Source organism: Companilactobacillus baiquanensis (genome assembly GCF_003946605.1).
GTDB classification, from domain to species: domain Bacteria; phylum Bacillota; class Bacilli; order Lactobacillales; family Lactobacillaceae; genus Companilactobacillus; species Companilactobacillus baiquanensis.
Genome location: NZ_RHOQ01000001.1, coordinates 237,682 through 254,039 on the forward strand (window position 1 = coordinate 237,682; position 16,358 = coordinate 254,039).

Consider the following 16,358-nt stretch of genomic DNA (forward strand, 5'->3'; position numbering starts at 1 on the left):
AATGGAAAAAGAATTAATTCAGGCTTTAGTGACGATTGTTTCTTTTTTCAACCGAACTGATCGTGATCAAGCTTTTATAAAAGATGCTGGGGTTGACTTAGAAGCTACCTCGTTTCAGCTATTTGTAACTATTGGTCGAATTCAACCAACTAATATTAGCGATTTAGCCAATTTGTTAGGTAAAAATCATTCCAGTATCAGTCGACAAATTGATAAACTAGAAAAGAAACAGTTAGTTGAAACAAGATCCGCAAGTGATGCAAGAGTGCGCTCGATTTGTTTATCAGAATCAGGAGAAAAGTTAAAGAAAATTTTGGATGCTACGAGGATTCAAAATATAAATAATGCCCTGTCTGATTGGACGACGGAGGATAAGGATTTATTGCTGAAAAGTTTGGATCATTTAGCAGATACGTTGAATAAATTTGAAAATTAATTATATTAGGAGAAAAGAAATATCGATAAGAAAACATTACGTCAACAACAAATAAAGAAATTGAATAGTAATCAATCAAAGACCGTTTCTGAGGGTATTGAACTGCTACACAAATTACAAGAAACAACAGAATGGAAGAATGCTAAAACGATTGCTACTACCGTTAGTGGACCGTTTGAATTACCAACAACTCCAATTATTAAGGCGGCACAGGCAGGTAATAAAAAAATCTATTTACCTAAGACTATGCCGCATCGTCAGATGGCGTTTTTACCCTTCACTAATTCCCAAGATTTAGTAAGAAGTGATTTTGGAATATTAGAACCAGTTTATAATGAAAAATTAATGAATCAGACACCAGATTTAGTTATTGTTCCGGGACTTGCCTTCGCTAAAGATTCTAATTACAGAGTCGGTTTTGGAGGCGGATATTATGATCGTTTTTTGGCTGATTTTGAAGGCAATACAGTTGCCTTAGTTCCTTCGATAATGTCTTTTGATAGCGCTATTTGGGATGTACAAGATCATGATATAAAAATTCAACGTTTGATTTGCTTAGATTAAGCTTTGAAAAAATTTTTCTAATTCTTCTTTTACATAACAAAATTCTTATTGAATGATTCATGATGAGATGATAGTCTTGGATAGTGAAATAAGATTTGATTTTTTGGGATAAATTAAGAGGAATAATAATGAATAAAAGAATAATAACCGCTTTTGCAATCGGCGCTAGTTTCGCCGGGGGAATTTTATTAAATACCGGTTTGGTACATGCTGATACGGACTTTAATGGTATTGTTAATACAACAAAAGTTACGTCATTATATAACGACGACGGAAAACTAGTTACTAATCGTGCTTTGGCAGCAAATACACCTTGGATTACTGATAAGAAGATTCAAATCGGTGATAAAGGTGATTTTTATCGAGTATCGACTCACGAATTCGTTAAAGCTGGTGATGTTCAACTTCAACACGGACAATCAGAAAATGGAATTGTTAAAGCTGGATCAAATGGTGCTTTAGTTTATACATATGATAATGGTGATTATAAGTCCACTGATAGAAAGCTATCTGCAAATAGTGCTTGGAAGTATAATCATATCGATACTATTGGTAGTAAAACTTGGTATCAAGTCAGTGACAATGGTTGGATCAATAGTGATGATGCTTCAACATCGACATCAATTACTAATACTGGAGTTGCCAAAGTAAGTTATGCTCCAGATAGTGGAATTGATTTGTGGCAAGGTTATGGCACTAATAAAGTAGCCACAGGTCAAAAATTATACAATGGTTCAGAATGGCGCTTTGATTCTAAAGTAATTGACTCTAATGGTGATGCTTGGTACCAGATTGGTACTAATCAATGGATCGAAGGTACATACTTACAAATAACTAATGAATCCTTTGATCAGGCGGCTGCTGAAATTTGGGATCCTAATTTTGCAGCGGTAAAGGTTAACAGCGATACGAATATATACAACAATAATGACTATAATTCTGGTAAGAAGGCCAGTGCATATGCTGGTCAAACTTTACAAGTTGATTCAACCCTACAAAATGGTAATACAACTTGGTATGAAGTAAGTAATGGTGGTTGGATCCCATCTTCCGCCGCAACTCAAATTACAACATATCGTTCCCCAATTGTTTTGAATGGTAAAACAAAAGACCAAGCAATTAGCGATGTAATAGCTGCCGCTAAGCAAGAACTTGGAAAACCTTATGTATGGAATGCCAAAGGTCCTGATAGTTTTGACTGTTCTGGGTTGATGCAATATGTTTTCCGCCAAGCCACGGGTCAAAATATTGGTTCATGGACAGTTCCACAAGAGACCGCTGGGACCAAAGTTTCATTAAGTGATCTACAACCTGGAGATCTTGTTTTCTGGGGTCCAGCAGGTGTTACTTATCACGTTGGATTGTATCTAGGTAATAATCAGTATCTAAATGCTTTAAGACCAGGTACTAATGTTAAAATAGATACAATTTCATCTGATTTTGCACCATCATTTGGTGTTAGAGTTATACAATAGTTAAAAATAAAAAAATCTATTACGTAATAATTGCGTGATAGATTTTTTGTGTTAATCGACAGTTAGTTTTAATATATAAGAAATATAGCTAAGTAGGAGACAAAATATGGATTACACAATGGGCATTGATGTGGGAACGACTAGTACAAAATGTGTTCTGTATGATTTGAATGGACAAATCATTGCACATGCTGATAAAGGATATCAACTGTACCAAACAAAACCCGGTATGGCAGAAGAAGATCCTGAAGAAATTTTTGAAGCAGTGATTAAAACTATGCAAGAAGTTTTGAAAAATATCGACTCTCAAAGTTTAAAATTCGTTTCCTTTTCGACAGCGATGCACAGTTTGATTTTAATGGATGATAATGATCGTCCTATCACAAAGGCAATCACTTGGGCGGACAATCGTGCCGTAAAGTATTCTGACGAGTTAATTAAGAGTGGTTTGGGAGCTGAAATATATGCCAAAACAGGTACTCCAATTCATCCAATGGCACCATTGTCAAAAATGCTTTGGTTAAAAAAAGAACACTCAGATTTGTTTGATCGTGCCAAAAAATTTATCGACATTAAATCTTATATATTTTTCAAATTATTTGGCATCTATAAAATTGATTATTCGATTGCTTCAGCAACCGGAATGTTTAATATTTTTAATTTGAAGTGGGAACCTCAAGTATTGAATTTACTTAATATAGAAGAAGCACGTTTGCCAGAGGTTGTTCCTACAACAAATGGTGTTACAGGAATCTCTGAAAAGTATCAAGAAAGACTAGGAATTGGTTCAGATATTCCATTTGTTTTTGGAGCTAGTGATGGGGTTTTATCCAATCTAGGATTAAATGCAATCGATCCAGGCGTTGTTGCTGTAACCATTGGTACCAGTGGTGCGGTAAGAGTTGTAGTTGATAAACCTGTTATTGATCCTAACGGCAATTTATTTTGTTATGCTTTGACAAAAAATAAGTGGGTAGTCGGTGGACCGGTAAATAATGGTGGAATTGTATTTCGTTGGGTTCGTGATCAATTGTTCGATTCAAAAGTAAGTTATGACGAATTAACAAAGATGGCCAATGAAGTTCCAGCTGGATCAAAAGGATTATTATTTCAACCATATCTAGGAGGAGAACGAGCACCCATTTGGAATGCTTATGCACGAGGGTCATTTTTTGGACTTACTCGTCAACATACAAGATCTGATATGGTTCGCTCATCACTTGAAGGTATCGTGTTCAATTTATATGCTGTCATGTGTCTGATTGAAAAAATCACTGGAAAACCAGTAAGTATCCAGGCTACTGGTGGTTTTGCAAGATCTTCAATGTGGCGGCAGATGCTAGCAGACATTTTTGATCAAGATGTAGTTGTGCCAGAAAGCTTTGAGAGTTCTTGTTTAGGAGCGGTGGTATTAGGCATGTACGCTCAAGGATATATTGATGACTTATCTGCAGTAAAGGATATGGTCGGTATAACCGAGATTCATCATCCTGATCCTAAAAATGTAAAAGTTTATCAAGAATTATTTCCCATCTGGCAAAGAATCACACACGCTCTAGAACCAGAATATAAACAAATTGCAAAATTTCAAGATCGTTAGAAAGAGTGCTTATGAAAAATTTTAAAGCGATTGTTGTAGAAAATGATAATAAGGAAGTCAATTATGGTTTAAGAAATATTTCATTGGATAACTTGTCTGCTGGAGATGTTTTGATAAATGTTTGTTATAGTTCACTGAATTTTAAGGATATGCTGGCAGTTCAAAAGAATGGTGGCGTTATCAGAAATTATCCGATGATTCCAGGTATTGATTTGAGTGGGATAGTAGTTGAATCCAATAGTGGTAAGTTTGTTGCCGGAGAAAAGGTTTTGGTGACTGGCTTTGGTTTGGGGATGTCTCATACAGGGGGCATGTCGGAATATGCCAGAGTTCCCGCTAATTGGATCGTCAAATTGCCAGCCGAATTATCATTAAAGCAGGCCATGATGATTGGAACTGCTGGTTTTACTGCCGCATTATCTGTCATCAAATTACTTGATAATGGTATGAGAATTGAAGATGATCCTGAAATTTTAGTGACTGGTGCTAGCGGCGGTGTTGGAAGTATTGCGTTACTTATTTTGTCAGTTATGGGATTTAAACATATCAATGCGCTGGTTCGTAAAAAATATCAAATTGAAGTGGCCCAGAAATTGGGGGCAACTAGAATAGTTACGCCAGAAGACTTAAATATAAGTGGTAAATTGTTGTCTAAGCAAAAGTATAATTATGTCATTGATACGGTTGGCGGAGAAGTAGCGTCTGAATTAATACCTCAAATTTATTATGGTGGAGGAATGACAATGTGCGGCAATGCAGGTGGAATAAACTTATCTACTAATGTATTACCGTTTATCTTAAGAGGTATAAGTCTTTACGGAATTGATTCAGTTAATTATCCGATTGAAGAACGAAAAATTGTTTGGGATAAGTTTTCCGATCAATGGAGGATTTTCGATAAAATTGAATATAGTGAAGTGACGCTAGATGAAGTATCACAAGTTCTGGAACAAATAAAAAAAGGCAATCATCTAGGTAGAACTATTATTAAGATTTATGCAAGTACAATTAAAAAAAATCCTAATAATAATTGAATTCATACAGTTGTGGATGGATTATTTGAGGATTGGCGTGGTAAGTCTAAAGTTGATTTTGAGATGAAGGATTAGGATGCTATAAAGCCTGATGGTAAAGAAATATGGTAGAAAAATCAGTTTTGGTATTATAGGATTTAACAATAAGAAAGCCTCCTAGTTTGGGAATAAATCCAATCTAGGAGGCTTTGTTCATAATATAGTTGAATGCTTTGATCAAATTTTATTTCATAAAAAGTTACTTTTCAGGTAATTTAACTCTAAGTTCGGTAATAAAATCATTTTCATCATGGTAGTCATAATAATCAACTGAAGAAATCTCGTATACAATTTCTGATGTATCTGGATATTGCTGATTGAATTCTTGTTGAATTTTTTGATAATAATTAAAATACATACTGCGATCCCAATAGAAGGAGATACATAAATAATTACCTTCAAGAATTTTTTTTGAGTAATTTTTCAATTTAGGAATATTATCAGTGAATACTTGAGTAAGTATTCACTGATAATGAATATCCTTTAATGATTGATACTCTTTTAAAGGAAAACTGAACCCATATTGTAAATTTCCAATAGTGCCATTATCAATTAGTATCCGATCCAGTTCATTGGTTTCTTTATCTGGGTAATTTAAAGGTGTGATGATTTGTTGAGTAGGAATTTGAATAACATTTTGTTCTTTGATATGTCGTTGATAAACTTTTTCTAAGGGATGTTGCGTGATATTTTTAAGTTCTTTTAACTGCCTTATTTGTCCATTGATTAACTGTTGACTATTTTGAAGTTGCCCTATTTAATCATAAATGTTTTGTGATTGTTCAGTTAAAAAATCTGCTAAGACATCACCTTTTAGGTTGATGGTTCGGCGTATTTCCTCAATCGATAGTCCCGCATATTGCAAGTATTTGATGATATTGATTTGAAATACTTGTTGAATTAAGTAATAACGATAGTTATTCTCAGGATTACGCTCAGCTGGGTTGATTAGATCAATTTTGTCATAATATCTGAGAGTTTGAATAGAAACATTACAAATTCTTGCCATTTCACCAATAGAAAATTTTCTCATAATTGCCTCCTTGACACTATTGTATGTATAGACTTTATGATTATCTCAACAATGAAAAAAGAGATAAGAAATATGACTAAGACAATAAGAATGATATACCCAGATTGGCAATCTGGGTATATCATTCTTATTATTTCGGAGCACAATTACTAAACTGGTTAGCTCCGCAAAATCCACAACAAAAATCGATTCAAGTTCCAGTTGTTGCGCCGCAAAAGGATCAACCTAAATTAAAAGTGGAAAGTGGTGTTACAGCTAAGTCAACAGTATTAGACAATGTCCATCAAGCACAGAAAATAGTTGACGCAGAACAACCAAATAGAATAATTACTTTGGGTGGTAATTGCATGGTATCACAAGTACCGTTCTCATATTTACATGATAAATACGGAGATGACGTAGGAATAATTTGGATCGATGCTCATCCTGATATTTCAAATCCGCAAATATTTTCTAATGAGCATGCAATGATTTTAGCTAATTTGATGGGGAAAGGTGACCCGGATTTATCAAAATTAATTAAACATCCATTCTCCAATAATTCAATTTGTATGTAGGATTGCAAGAACCGACTGTGGACGAGAAAAAATTATTGCCAGAATTAGGATTAGATTATCAACTGGAAGATGATCAACAAGTTGATGTAAAAAAAATTCAAAAGTGGATCGACCAACATCATTTTTCAAAAATTTTAGTTCATTTTGATATCGATGTCTTAGATCGAAAGCTATTTTTTTGATCAGTATTTTGATAAACCAGTGGTAACTGATTATGAAGTATCCGGTGGAAAGTTAAATCCTGATAAAGCAATTCACGTACTGAATAAACTTGGTTCTGATAACGATATTGTTGGATTGACGATTGCTGAATACCTTCCTTTTTTTAGAAGTTTTCAATACAATCACGATGAATTTATTGTCGTGTATATCTGCAATGATACGATATTTTCCGACATGATATCTCCACAGTGTCCCTAATTATCCCTTAAGGCCTTTACCCTTGATTTGGGATTATCAGAATTCTCAATATGAGTATCAAGTCATTTAACTATTCTAATTTGAATTTGTTTGTCTAGTTTACTAAATTCCTTATGTGCTTTTTTTGCAAATTCTCAAGTGTATTTATTCATTCTAGATCCAACCTTTTTATAATTTCAGAGCGCTTAACAGTTTTACCCTGATTTTTTTTGAGGTTTTCCATCGCATCAGCGTAATTATTTTCGTCACGGTCATTCAACCTACTTTTTGAGTGATTTGTTTAAGTTAATGGTGTTTTGTAGTCTGAAGTGGGAAGCTTTTGAATTTTTGATCGATATTGTTTTGGTGTCATTTTAAATAATGATTTGAATTTCTTTCCAAAATAACTAGCAGATTGGAATCCACAAGTTGTCGAAATCTCCGTTAATGGTTGTGAGGTGTCTTTTAAAAGGGAAAGAGCCATTGACATCCTATAGTCATTTAGAAATTCATTTGGAGTTTTATCAAAGGCCGATTGAAAAATACGAAAACATGCGGTGCGACTAATTTGTGCATTTGAAGCCATATCTTCAGCGGTGATTTTTTTTGAATAGTTTTCGTGAATGAATTGAATCAATTGCTTAATTATTTCTTCATTCTGTTTGTCACCACCTGATTTATCTTTGAAGGACTGAAATTTAATTACTAGTTGATTCCAAATTTTGAAAGTCAATTCGAGACTTTGTAGGTCATACGTAATTCCGGTATCTGATAATTCACAAAGATGATTAATACTAGAAATTATCTCATCATTACTATGATTATTTTTTTGGAAAAAGAGATATTTTCGATTTGAGTTAACTACAGGTGAAAGTGCTTGTTCCTCAAAATTGCCAAAAGTGGGAGAACTAAATAGTGTCCTTGGAAGAACAAAACAATTTAAAATGGTGTTCTTATCTAGAGCATTGGCACTGTGTAGAACCTCTGAATTGATAAAGATACCATCGCCTGGAGATAATTCAATTACTTGCGTTTTATTATATGAGTTAAAGATTGTGTATTGTAGTTTCCCACTAACCAAGACACCAAATTCAAATTCTTCATGCCAGTGGCATTCCCATTCACGCTTGTAATAATCATCAAAGTGATCAACGCAAATTGATAGAGGGATAGTGTGGCTATTGTAAACTACATGTTCTCGAAGATTTGATTCTAGGGTAAGTGATTTCAAAATTATTATTACCTCCAATTTAGTTTGATACGATAATACTATAATTATGTACTAATTTTGCTTGTTTGGGTACTATTTTGACACTATACTTAGATTCCGTTGTGGAAAATAGTTGAAGGAGAGAATAATGATAGAAAATGATTATTCATCAGAAGATAAAATTGAAATACAAAATGCCCATGAACATAATCTAAAAAATATCAATTTAACGATACCTAAAAACAAAATTGTTGTTTTTACTGGAGTATCGGGTTCTGGAAAAAGTTCACTAGTATTTGATACATTGGCCGTTGAGAGTAATCGCCAGTGGCAGTCTTCATATTCGCAATATATTCGTAATAAAATGCCTCACTATGCTCGTCCACAAGTTGATTCGATTAAGAATTTAACACCATCAATTGTAATTAGACAACAGACTTTGAATTCTAATAGTCGTTCTACCGTTGGAACTATGGTTGATACGGCACCCTTAATGAGATTATTGTTTTCCAGAATTGGTCATCCTAGTGCAGGAGGATCAATGTCATATTCTACTAATCATCCCTTAGGGATGTGTCCTACTTGCACTGGTTTAGGTAAAGTTCAAATCTTAAATGAAGAAAGTTTATTCGATACTAGTAAAAGCATTAATGAAGGTGCAATAAAATTCAGTCAATTCAATTCTGGTTGGCAAAGTTATATCTATTCCACTAATTCACTTTTAGATCCTGATAAAAAGTTAAATGATTATAATGATGACGAATTGTCAATATTAAGGAACGGTCCTTCTAAAACGGTCAGCATTGAGATACGTTCTAATAAATCTGGACGTGTTGATCGTGTCAATTATGAAGGAGTTATTCCCCGATTTAAGCGCCTATACCTGACAAGGGATATTACTAAACTTAAAAAATCTTTACGGGATGAAATAAAAGAACATATTAATACTATACCTTGTTCTATTTGTCAGGGGACAGGTCTAAATCCCAAAGCAATTGCTTTTAAAATTAATGGTTTAAATATTATAGAGATGATGCACATGGACGCTAGTCAACTAATAGACGAGTTGCGTAAAATTACTGAGCCTAGAGGTATTTCAATTGTAAATCAATTAATAGATTCTCTTAAGAGAATGGTTGATATTGGAATTGGCTATCTTGATTTTGCCAGGAAGACCAGTACCTTATCCGGTGGTGAACTTCAACGAATCAAGATAGTTCGTAATTTAGGTGGAATATTGAACAATGTAACTTATATTTTTGATGAACCAACAATTGGACTCCATCCTTCTGACATCAGTAAAATTATTAAGATGTTACAGCAATTGCGTAACGCTCATAATAATGTTCTAGTCGTAGAGCACTCAAAACAAATTATGAAAATAGCTGATGAAATCATTGATATTGGCCCCTTGGCTGGGAAAAATGGTGGGAAAGTTGTTTATCAGGGGGATGTTAAAAATATCAGTTCAGTTTCTACTCCAACCGCTGAAGCTATAAATAGTAGAGTTGGTGTCAATCAACAGCCATTAAAATGGACCAAAGGTTTTGAAATAAAAAATGCTTCGAATAATAACTTGAAACATTTAAATATTACTATTCCTAAAAATATTTTAACAACTGTTTCAGGAGTAGCCGGTTCCGGTAAAACTTCTCTTATCAGGGGAGATTTTGCTAAGCAATATCCTGGTTCGATTATCATTGATCAAAGTCCAATTGGTACTTCGATTCGATCAACTCCTGCCACGTACACCGGGGTTATGGACGAAATACGAGAAGTCTTTAGTAAGAAAAATAATGTTCCAGCATCCTGGTTTAGCTTCAATTCTAAAGGAGCATGTCCAGTATGTAATGGTAAAGGAAAAATTAAATATGATATGGCGTTTGCGGATTCTGTTGAAGTGATTTGCGAAGAATGCAATGGTCGGAGATACAATGAAACAGCATTGGGGTATTTATATAACGATAAAAATATAATAGAAGTTCTTAATATGACTATTGATGAAGCATTAAATTTCTTTAATGACAGAAAGATAACAAAGCGATTGATTAGTCTTAAGAATGTTGGTCTTGGTTATCTTACTTTAGGCCAGCCAACTAGCACTTTATCCGGCGGTGAGACCCAAAGAATAAAAATAGCAGCGGAACTAACGAAAAAAGGAAATGTTTATATATTTGATGAGCCAAGTGTTGGGTTACACCCTAAAGATGTTCAGGTACTAAATAAATTGTTGCGGAAACTTGTTCAAAATAGAAACACTGTTATCACAATTGAACACAATTTAGATATTATTGGTAATTCAGATTGGGTTATTGATCTTGGACCAAAAGGCGGTAAAAACGGGGGTCAACTAGTTTTCAGCGGAACACCAAATAACTTGTTGCAGTGTTCAACATCACTGACAGCGAAATATTTAAATTTAGCATCTAAATAAGGAGAAATTATGATTTCACAAGAAAAAATCAAACAATTTAAAAAATTAATTAATTCAGGAGAGATTTATGACAGTGTCGATGAAGAATTCATCGAATATCAGCATTCATTAGTCCAGAGAATTAATGAATTGAATCAGACTTCGGATAATCCAGATGGGTTGAAAAAACGACAACAGATTTTAAAGGAAGTCGTTGGAACATATGGTGATAACTTATACGTGATTCCGCCAATTCATTCCAATACCGGATTGGTCAATGTTCATTTTGGTAAAGATGTGTTGATTAACTTTAACTGTAATTTTGTTGATGACGGAGCAATTTATTTTGGCGATAATTGTATGGTTGGCCCCAATGTAACTTTTGCGACAGCTATACATCCAGTTTCACCTAAGTTAAGAGAAAGTAAACTTCAATATAATAAACCAATTACAATTGAAAAAAATGTTTGGATTGGTGCTAGCGCCACAATCCTACCTGGTGTAACTGTTGGTGAAGGTTCAATTATTGGAGCTGGAAGTGTTGTTACTAAAGACGTAGAATCTAATGTTGTTGTAGTTGGAAATCCTGCAAGAAAAATCCGTTCAATTGATGAAAATGATGATAAGTATTATGACAGTGGTAAAAAAATTCCTGAAGATATTATTGAAAAATATTTATAGGATAAGCTAGTATATCTAATTGAACTCTTTGATGTTCGTAAATCAGCGAATGGAATTATTTAATAATTTAAAGGTTAGAATGGTAAGTATAAAACTGACTCCGAGATGAAAGCTTGGCATGTTACGAAGCCTGAAGGTAAAGAAATATGGTAGAAAAAATTTCTAAACCATGATATATAATTTTTTCTTTCTTTATGAGTAGTGAAATTAGAAAATAATGGTTTTGATAGTAAAATAAAAATTAAATTAAACTTGGCCACATAAAAAGTGCTCCATAACTGTTAAATTTCTTGTTTAACAATTATGAAGCATTTTTTTAATATACAGGACGATCTAATCCTTGTGTATCAGGATCAGCCATACCAAGACTATCGTTAGCACCAAACTTTGGATCTTTAACAATGTGTAATACGACATCGGCAACACTTTGGCGTGAACCTGATACACCATCGTATTGTTGATTCTTAGTAGTGACTGAATACTTTACTTCATCACGGTCATTCAACCAAGGAAGGCGAAGGGTGGTATATGTTAATCCAGATTCTTCAAGTAATTTGTCTGAATTGATAGCGGCTTGTAATCCACCAGAAACTTGTTGATGATTCCAGCGACCAAATTCGCCAGGGACTTCGTTATAGAGACCGAGAATGTTAGTGAATGCTACACGATCGACATTGTTATTTTTCATAGCATTAATAACATTGTGGGTCATTGCATTGTCACCATCATGGTCAACTACTGCAACGAAGACCATATCTTGTCCTACAACTGCATCATTAACTGACTTTGCATCTTCAAGGTCAGTTTCAATGACGTTTACTCGAGGATTACTTGCCAGATTTGATAGTCGATTGCTATTACGTAATCCTAATGTCAGTTCTACATCTTTAAATTCGTTCTCATTTAAAATTCTATTTTCAACGATACGGGCGATTTGTCCGTTTGCTGCTAAAATTAATAATTTCATTTTATTACCTTCTTCTTATTTTCTGTTGATTCCTAAACTGTCACGTGAACCTAGTTTGGGGTCGTGGGATAGTCTAACCACTAAATCGGCGATATTCTTGATTGAAACATTATGGCCGCCGAACGGTTCACCTTTGTGTGTGACTTCGTAATTTGTATCATTACTATTATCAAACCAGCCGGGACGAATAACTGTGTAGTTTAAGTCTGATGATTCAATGATATCAGCGGCATTACGATAAGTTTGTAACATTGGATTAGATGATAAATTACCACCAGCACCAATGGAAGCGGGGATTTCATCATAAATACCCATTGAAGTAATGAATAGGAGACGTTTAACATCTGACTTGTCCATTGCCTTAACGATACTTTCAGCCATTTTTGCCAAGTTGCCACTTAAAGCAGCGAATACTACATCTTGACCTTTAAGTGCCTCTGCTAAAATAGATTGATCTGTGACATCACCTTGAATAATTTTTTCGCGGTTATCATTGACGTTCAAACCTCTAGGATGACGTGCCATTAATGTTAAGTTGTCATCCGTATTGTCTAAAAAGTAGTTGCGTGTTGTTTGTCCAACGGAACCTGTAGCTCCGATTATTAATACATTTGTCATTATTATTTTCCTCTTTTGTTTAATTGATGTGGTCATCATAAACCTTGAAGTTTACTTCAATGCAACAGTTTTTTGTAAAAAAAGTGACTAAAAGTCATAATTATTTAATTTCTTCTAGCCAGTTAATAAAATTAACTTGGTCTTTTCTAGCATGGATATCTTGAACGGAATAATTGTTTAGAATCTTTGTAGAATTCGGAGTTAATTCTGAAATAACTCTTTGTGTTTCTCCTGAACCATATCCCGCATTAGTGGAGAATGAGGCAACTTTTTTATTTGCAAGTAATTCTCCGTACTCTTCAAGAAATTCTCTCATGGGATTGGCAATTGTCATTGCCCAGATAGGGTGCCCAAGTAATATTGTGTCGTATTTGTTTAAATTAGGGATTTTACTTTGAAGTTCTGGCCAAACCTGTGATTCTCTCTCATCGGTTGATCGATTAACGGTTTGAGTATAGTTAGATGGGTAAGAATTTTTGACACTCAATTCAAAAATATCAGCGTTCAAAAACCCTTGTGCTATTTTGGCTTGTTTCTCAGTATTGCCACTTCTGGAAAAATAAATTATTAATGTTTTGGTAGCATTATTTAATAATTTGGTTAGTTTTTCATTAGCATTAGTATCCATTCCATCAGAAACAGCACCACGACCAGTTGTTAGTATTTTATTCATCTAAATACACCTTCTATAATATGACTGGTGGTCATTTTATTTTTAAAATTAAAACCTTACTATATAAAATAAGGTTCCAGCAAACTATTTAATTGTATGTCACAAAATTTATTCATAGATGTGACGGGATCGATAGTAGTGGGGGAGATACACCAACTGAATATTATTCCATAAACTTCAGTAATTAATAAAAGTGAAATATCATCAATAGGAATAGATGGTTTTAATTTTTGATTAGTGATCAGGCCTTTAAATAGTTTTTGTAATAATTTGTTATCATATTGCCACTTATCCTGATTTGATGATGAAGCTACAAACCTGACCCATTGGCGTGCCATATTTACTTTTGAGTTTACAACTATTTGTAAAAAATTAGTTAGATACAGGCGAATACTATTTTCGGCTGGTTCTTTTGCAAGATCGTCTATTTGATCAGATAAATCATCCATGTGACGTTTATTCAGTTCAAAAATAATATCTTCTTTTTTTTCAAAGTAGTTATAAAAGGTACCTTTGGCCACGCCACTTGTTTTCGCTATATCAGCTACAGACATTTTTTCGTAACCATTCTTTTGTAAGATATTTTCTGCAGTATTTATTAATTTTTCTCTTGTTGCTGCAGTAGCAATTTCTCTTTTTGTCATTATCATCACCACGTAAGCTAATATAAATCATTAATATGAGTAAGTCCAATACACTGGTCCTGCGATTTCGTATAATATGTCGATGGTTTGGATCACAGTTTTGTCAGTTATTGCCATGGTATTCGCTATTGAAATTGTGAAGGCTGATAAGTAAATATTTTTTAAACAATCTTTGTTAACTGATTTAAATTAGTAATTGTATATGTTGATTTAATTTCTGAATCATTCCCTGCATTTTTGGTATCATACCAAACACTATCGATGTGTGAGCGATTGGCTCCATCAATGTCAGCACTTAGAGAATCACCAACGACTAGCATATTGGATAGCGTTGCACCATTAATATCCGATTGAACAGAATCAAAAAATTGAGTGTCCGGTTTTTTGAAACCAATATCTTCCGCTAAAAATATTTCATTAAAATACTTTGAAATATCAGCACCAGCTAATTGAGTTAACTGTTTTTGTTTAGATCCATTGGAAACTACGAAAAGATTGTGATTTTGATTAACAGCTTCTAGCATACTAATTACGTTGGGCATCAATGAGTGTTCAGCGGCAAATAAAGCCTGAAATTCTTTTTCAAATTTTGCACTATCAACTTCGATGTTATATTTACCAAAGAAAGTTTTAAAACGTGAGTCCAAAAGTTCTTTTCGACTAATTGATCCATTCTCAAACTTACCCCAAAGTAAATCATTAACTTTAAACCACCAATTCATTTTTTCTGAATCAAAAGAAAACGACTTCGCAATTCTCATTTTATGTAACGCTAAAGTAGCATTCTTTTGAGTATCGAAAATTGTATTGTCTAAATCAAAAAGTATATTTGTATAATTCATTTCTATCCCTCAAAGTCTGAAAAATTTTTTTAAAAATTATATATAGTATTATATGGTAAATGGTTGTAGAAGACTATGTTAATTGAAGTGACACATTATTAGATTCTCAAACCATAAACTAGTAATATATTAGTGATATGAAACTTTCACAATTAAAGAGGTAAACTAGTTTGACAGAATCAACATTTTGGCAAGAAATTTCAACTAAAGCTAAGTCAGAAGATCGTCCATTTTTCACGATGGCACCGATGGAAGCTGTTAGTAATACGGTCTTCCGTCAGGTAATCACTAAAGCATGTCCACCGGATAAATTTTTTAGTGAGTTTGTTTATGCTAAGGCGATAACTGATCCCAATACTAAATTTCCTATTCATGGACGACTTTACATTGATCAAAATGAGAAGTCATTACCTGTTGTTCAATTATGGGGAAATGAAGCTTCAGACTTTGAAATTGCAGCCGTTACTTTGGCAGAACGTGGTTTTCAAGCAATAGATATCAACATGGGATGTCCAGATGGAACCGTTATCAAAAATCATGGTGGCAGTGACTTAATTAGGAATCATCAGTGGGCCCAAAATGTAATCGCAGCCGCAAAAACTTCAGGACTAGCTGTCAGTGCTAAAACACGTCTTGGTTATAGCAAAGTTGAGGAGTTTAAAGACTGGATTCCATTCTTGTTGCATCAAAATATTGATGTTTTGACGATCCACTTGCGTACAAAGATGGAAATGAGTAAAGTTCCCGCACATTTAGAGGTCATTGATGAGATCATTAAAATGCGTGATGAAATAGCTCCGCAAACTTTGATTCAAATTAATGGTGATATTCCTGATTATCAAGCAGGGATTAAATTGTATCAAGAACATTCCGGTCTAGACGGTATTATGATCGGACGTGGGGTATTCGCAAATCCTTTTGCATTTGAAAAAAAACCTAAAGAACATCCTTTAGATGAATTATTGGATCTGTTACAAATGCAGTTAAATCTATTTGACGATTTTTCACAGCATTATGATTATCCACGTTTCCCATCCCTCAAACGTTTCTTCAAAATCTATGCTCGACCAGAATTAGGTGCAACTGACTTAAGAAATGCAATGATGGATACAAAATCGACTGATGACGTCAGAAAAATTTTAGCCGAAAAAGATAAATATTTGAATGATTAAA

Annotated in this window: 18 protein-coding genes; 10 read left to right on the forward strand and 8 right to left on the reverse strand. The window is 33.9% G+C overall.

Annotation, left to right across the window (positions count from 1 at the left end; genetic code table 11):
- The first annotated feature begins 1 nt into the window (after window position 1).
- The 5 genes from EKM77_RS01215 (at window position 2) to EKM77_RS01235 (ending at window position 5,109) form a co-directional block, all read left to right on the forward strand.
- Window positions 2-436, forward strand: a complete 435-nt coding sequence (locus EKM77_RS01215; RefSeq protein ID WP_164507682.1) for a MarR family winged helix-turn-helix transcriptional regulator — start codon at window positions 2-4, stop codon at window positions 434-436.
- Between the two features lie 21 nt (window positions 437-457).
- Window positions 458-1,000, forward strand: coding sequence for a 5-formyltetrahydrofolate cyclo-ligase (locus EKM77_RS01220; protein ID WP_125591839.1), 543 nt, complete (start codon window positions 458-460; stop codon window positions 998-1,000).
- 128 nt (window positions 1,001-1,128) lie between these two features.
- Complete coding sequence (locus EKM77_RS11165) at window positions 1,129-2,475, forward strand: C40 family peptidase (protein WP_125591841.1); 1,347 nt, start codon at window positions 1,129-1,131, stop codon at window positions 2,473-2,475.
- Window positions 2,476-2,581: 106 nt separating this feature from the next.
- Window positions 2,582-4,075, forward strand: coding sequence for a gluconokinase (gene gntK / locus EKM77_RS01230; RefSeq protein WP_125591843.1), 1,494 nt, complete (start codon window positions 2,582-2,584; stop codon window positions 4,073-4,075).
- Window positions 4,076-4,086: 11 nt separating this feature from the next.
- A complete protein-coding gene (locus tag EKM77_RS01235; RefSeq protein ID WP_125591845.1) occupies window positions 4,087-5,109 on the forward strand; it encodes a YhdH/YhfP family quinone oxidoreductase in 1,023 nt (340 codons plus the stop codon).
- Window positions 5,110-5,347: 238 nt separating this feature from the next.
- Here the strand turns inward: EKM77_RS01235 and EKM77_RS10925 are convergent, their stop codons facing one another.
- Window positions 5,348-5,506, reverse strand: a complete 159-nt coding sequence (locus EKM77_RS10925) for a hypothetical protein (RefSeq protein ID WP_164507683.1) — start codon at window positions 5,504-5,506, stop codon at window positions 5,348-5,350.
- A gap of 399 nt (window positions 5,507-5,905) precedes the next feature.
- Complete coding sequence (locus tag EKM77_RS01240) at window positions 5,906-6,181, reverse strand: MerR family transcriptional regulator (protein ID WP_125591847.1); 276 nt, start codon at window positions 6,179-6,181, stop codon at window positions 5,906-5,908.
- 104 nt (window positions 6,182-6,285) lie between these two features.
- Between EKM77_RS01240 and EKM77_RS01245 the strand changes: the two genes are divergently transcribed.
- Together EKM77_RS01245 and EKM77_RS01250 are read left to right on the forward strand one after the other, a co-directional pair.
- Complete coding sequence (locus tag EKM77_RS01245) at window positions 6,286-6,738, forward strand: arginase family protein (RefSeq protein ID WP_164507684.1); 453 nt, start codon at window positions 6,286-6,288, stop codon at window positions 6,736-6,738.
- 17 nt (window positions 6,739-6,755) lie between these two features.
- Window positions 6,756-6,920: a hypothetical protein gene (locus EKM77_RS01250; RefSeq protein WP_164507685.1), complete on the forward strand. Its 165-nt coding sequence runs from the start codon at window positions 6,756-6,758 to the stop codon at window positions 6,918-6,920.
- Window positions 6,921-7,438: 518 nt separating this feature from the next.
- Here EKM77_RS01250 and EKM77_RS01260 read toward each other — a convergent pair.
- Window positions 7,439-8,368, reverse strand: coding sequence for a helix-turn-helix domain-containing protein (locus tag EKM77_RS01260; protein ID WP_125591853.1), 930 nt, complete (start codon window positions 8,366-8,368; stop codon window positions 7,439-7,441).
- 127 nt (window positions 8,369-8,495) lie between these two features.
- Between EKM77_RS01260 and EKM77_RS01265 the strand changes: the two genes are divergently transcribed.
- Both EKM77_RS01265 and EKM77_RS11170 read left to right on the forward strand, forming a co-directional pair.
- Window positions 8,496-10,781 carry an ATP-binding cassette domain-containing protein gene (locus tag EKM77_RS01265; protein ID WP_125591855.1) on the forward strand — a complete coding sequence of 762 codons (2,286 nt, stop codon included), beginning with the start codon at window positions 8,496-8,498 and terminating at the stop codon, window positions 10,779-10,781.
- A 9-nt stretch (window positions 10,782-10,790) separates the two neighbouring features.
- Window positions 10,791-11,441: a sugar O-acetyltransferase gene (locus EKM77_RS11170; protein ID WP_125591856.1), complete on the forward strand. Its 651-nt coding sequence runs from the start codon at window positions 10,791-10,793 to the stop codon at window positions 11,439-11,441.
- A 316-nt stretch (window positions 11,442-11,757) separates the two neighbouring features.
- Here EKM77_RS11170 and EKM77_RS01275 read toward each other — a convergent pair whose 3' ends face one another.
- From EKM77_RS01275 to EKM77_RS01295, 5 genes are all read right to left on the reverse strand, one after another.
- A complete protein-coding gene (locus tag EKM77_RS01275; RefSeq protein WP_125591858.1) occupies window positions 11,758-12,408 on the reverse strand; it encodes an NAD(P)H-binding protein in 651 nt (216 codons plus the stop codon).
- 15 nt (window positions 12,409-12,423) lie between these two features.
- Window positions 12,424-13,026: an NAD(P)H-binding protein gene (locus EKM77_RS01280; protein WP_125591860.1), complete on the reverse strand. Its 603-nt coding sequence runs from the start codon at window positions 13,024-13,026 to the stop codon at window positions 12,424-12,426.
- Window positions 13,027-13,126: 100 nt separating this feature from the next.
- Window positions 13,127-13,699, reverse strand: a complete 573-nt coding sequence (locus tag EKM77_RS01285) for a flavodoxin family protein (protein ID WP_125591862.1) — start codon at window positions 13,697-13,699, stop codon at window positions 13,127-13,129.
- Window positions 13,700-13,758: 59 nt separating this feature from the next.
- The gene (locus tag EKM77_RS01290; RefSeq protein WP_164507686.1) at window positions 13,759-14,343 is read right to left on the reverse strand and encodes a TetR/AcrR family transcriptional regulator; all 585 of its coding nucleotides are present in this window, start codon (window positions 14,341-14,343) and stop codon (window positions 13,759-13,761) included.
- A 161-nt stretch (window positions 14,344-14,504) separates the two neighbouring features.
- Window positions 14,505-15,185 (reverse strand): YjjG family noncanonical pyrimidine nucleotidase, encoded by a 681-nt coding sequence (locus tag EKM77_RS01295; RefSeq protein WP_125591866.1) that lies wholly within the window; start codon window positions 15,183-15,185, stop codon window positions 14,505-14,507.
- 170 nt (window positions 15,186-15,355) lie between these two features.
- On the opposite strand from EKM77_RS01295, the gene EKM77_RS01300 reads away from it, so the two are divergent.
- A complete protein-coding gene (locus tag EKM77_RS01300; RefSeq protein WP_125591867.1) occupies window positions 15,356-16,357 on the forward strand; it encodes a tRNA dihydrouridine synthase in 1,002 nt (333 codons plus the stop codon).
- The last annotated feature ends 1 nt before the right edge of the window (window position 16,358 follow it).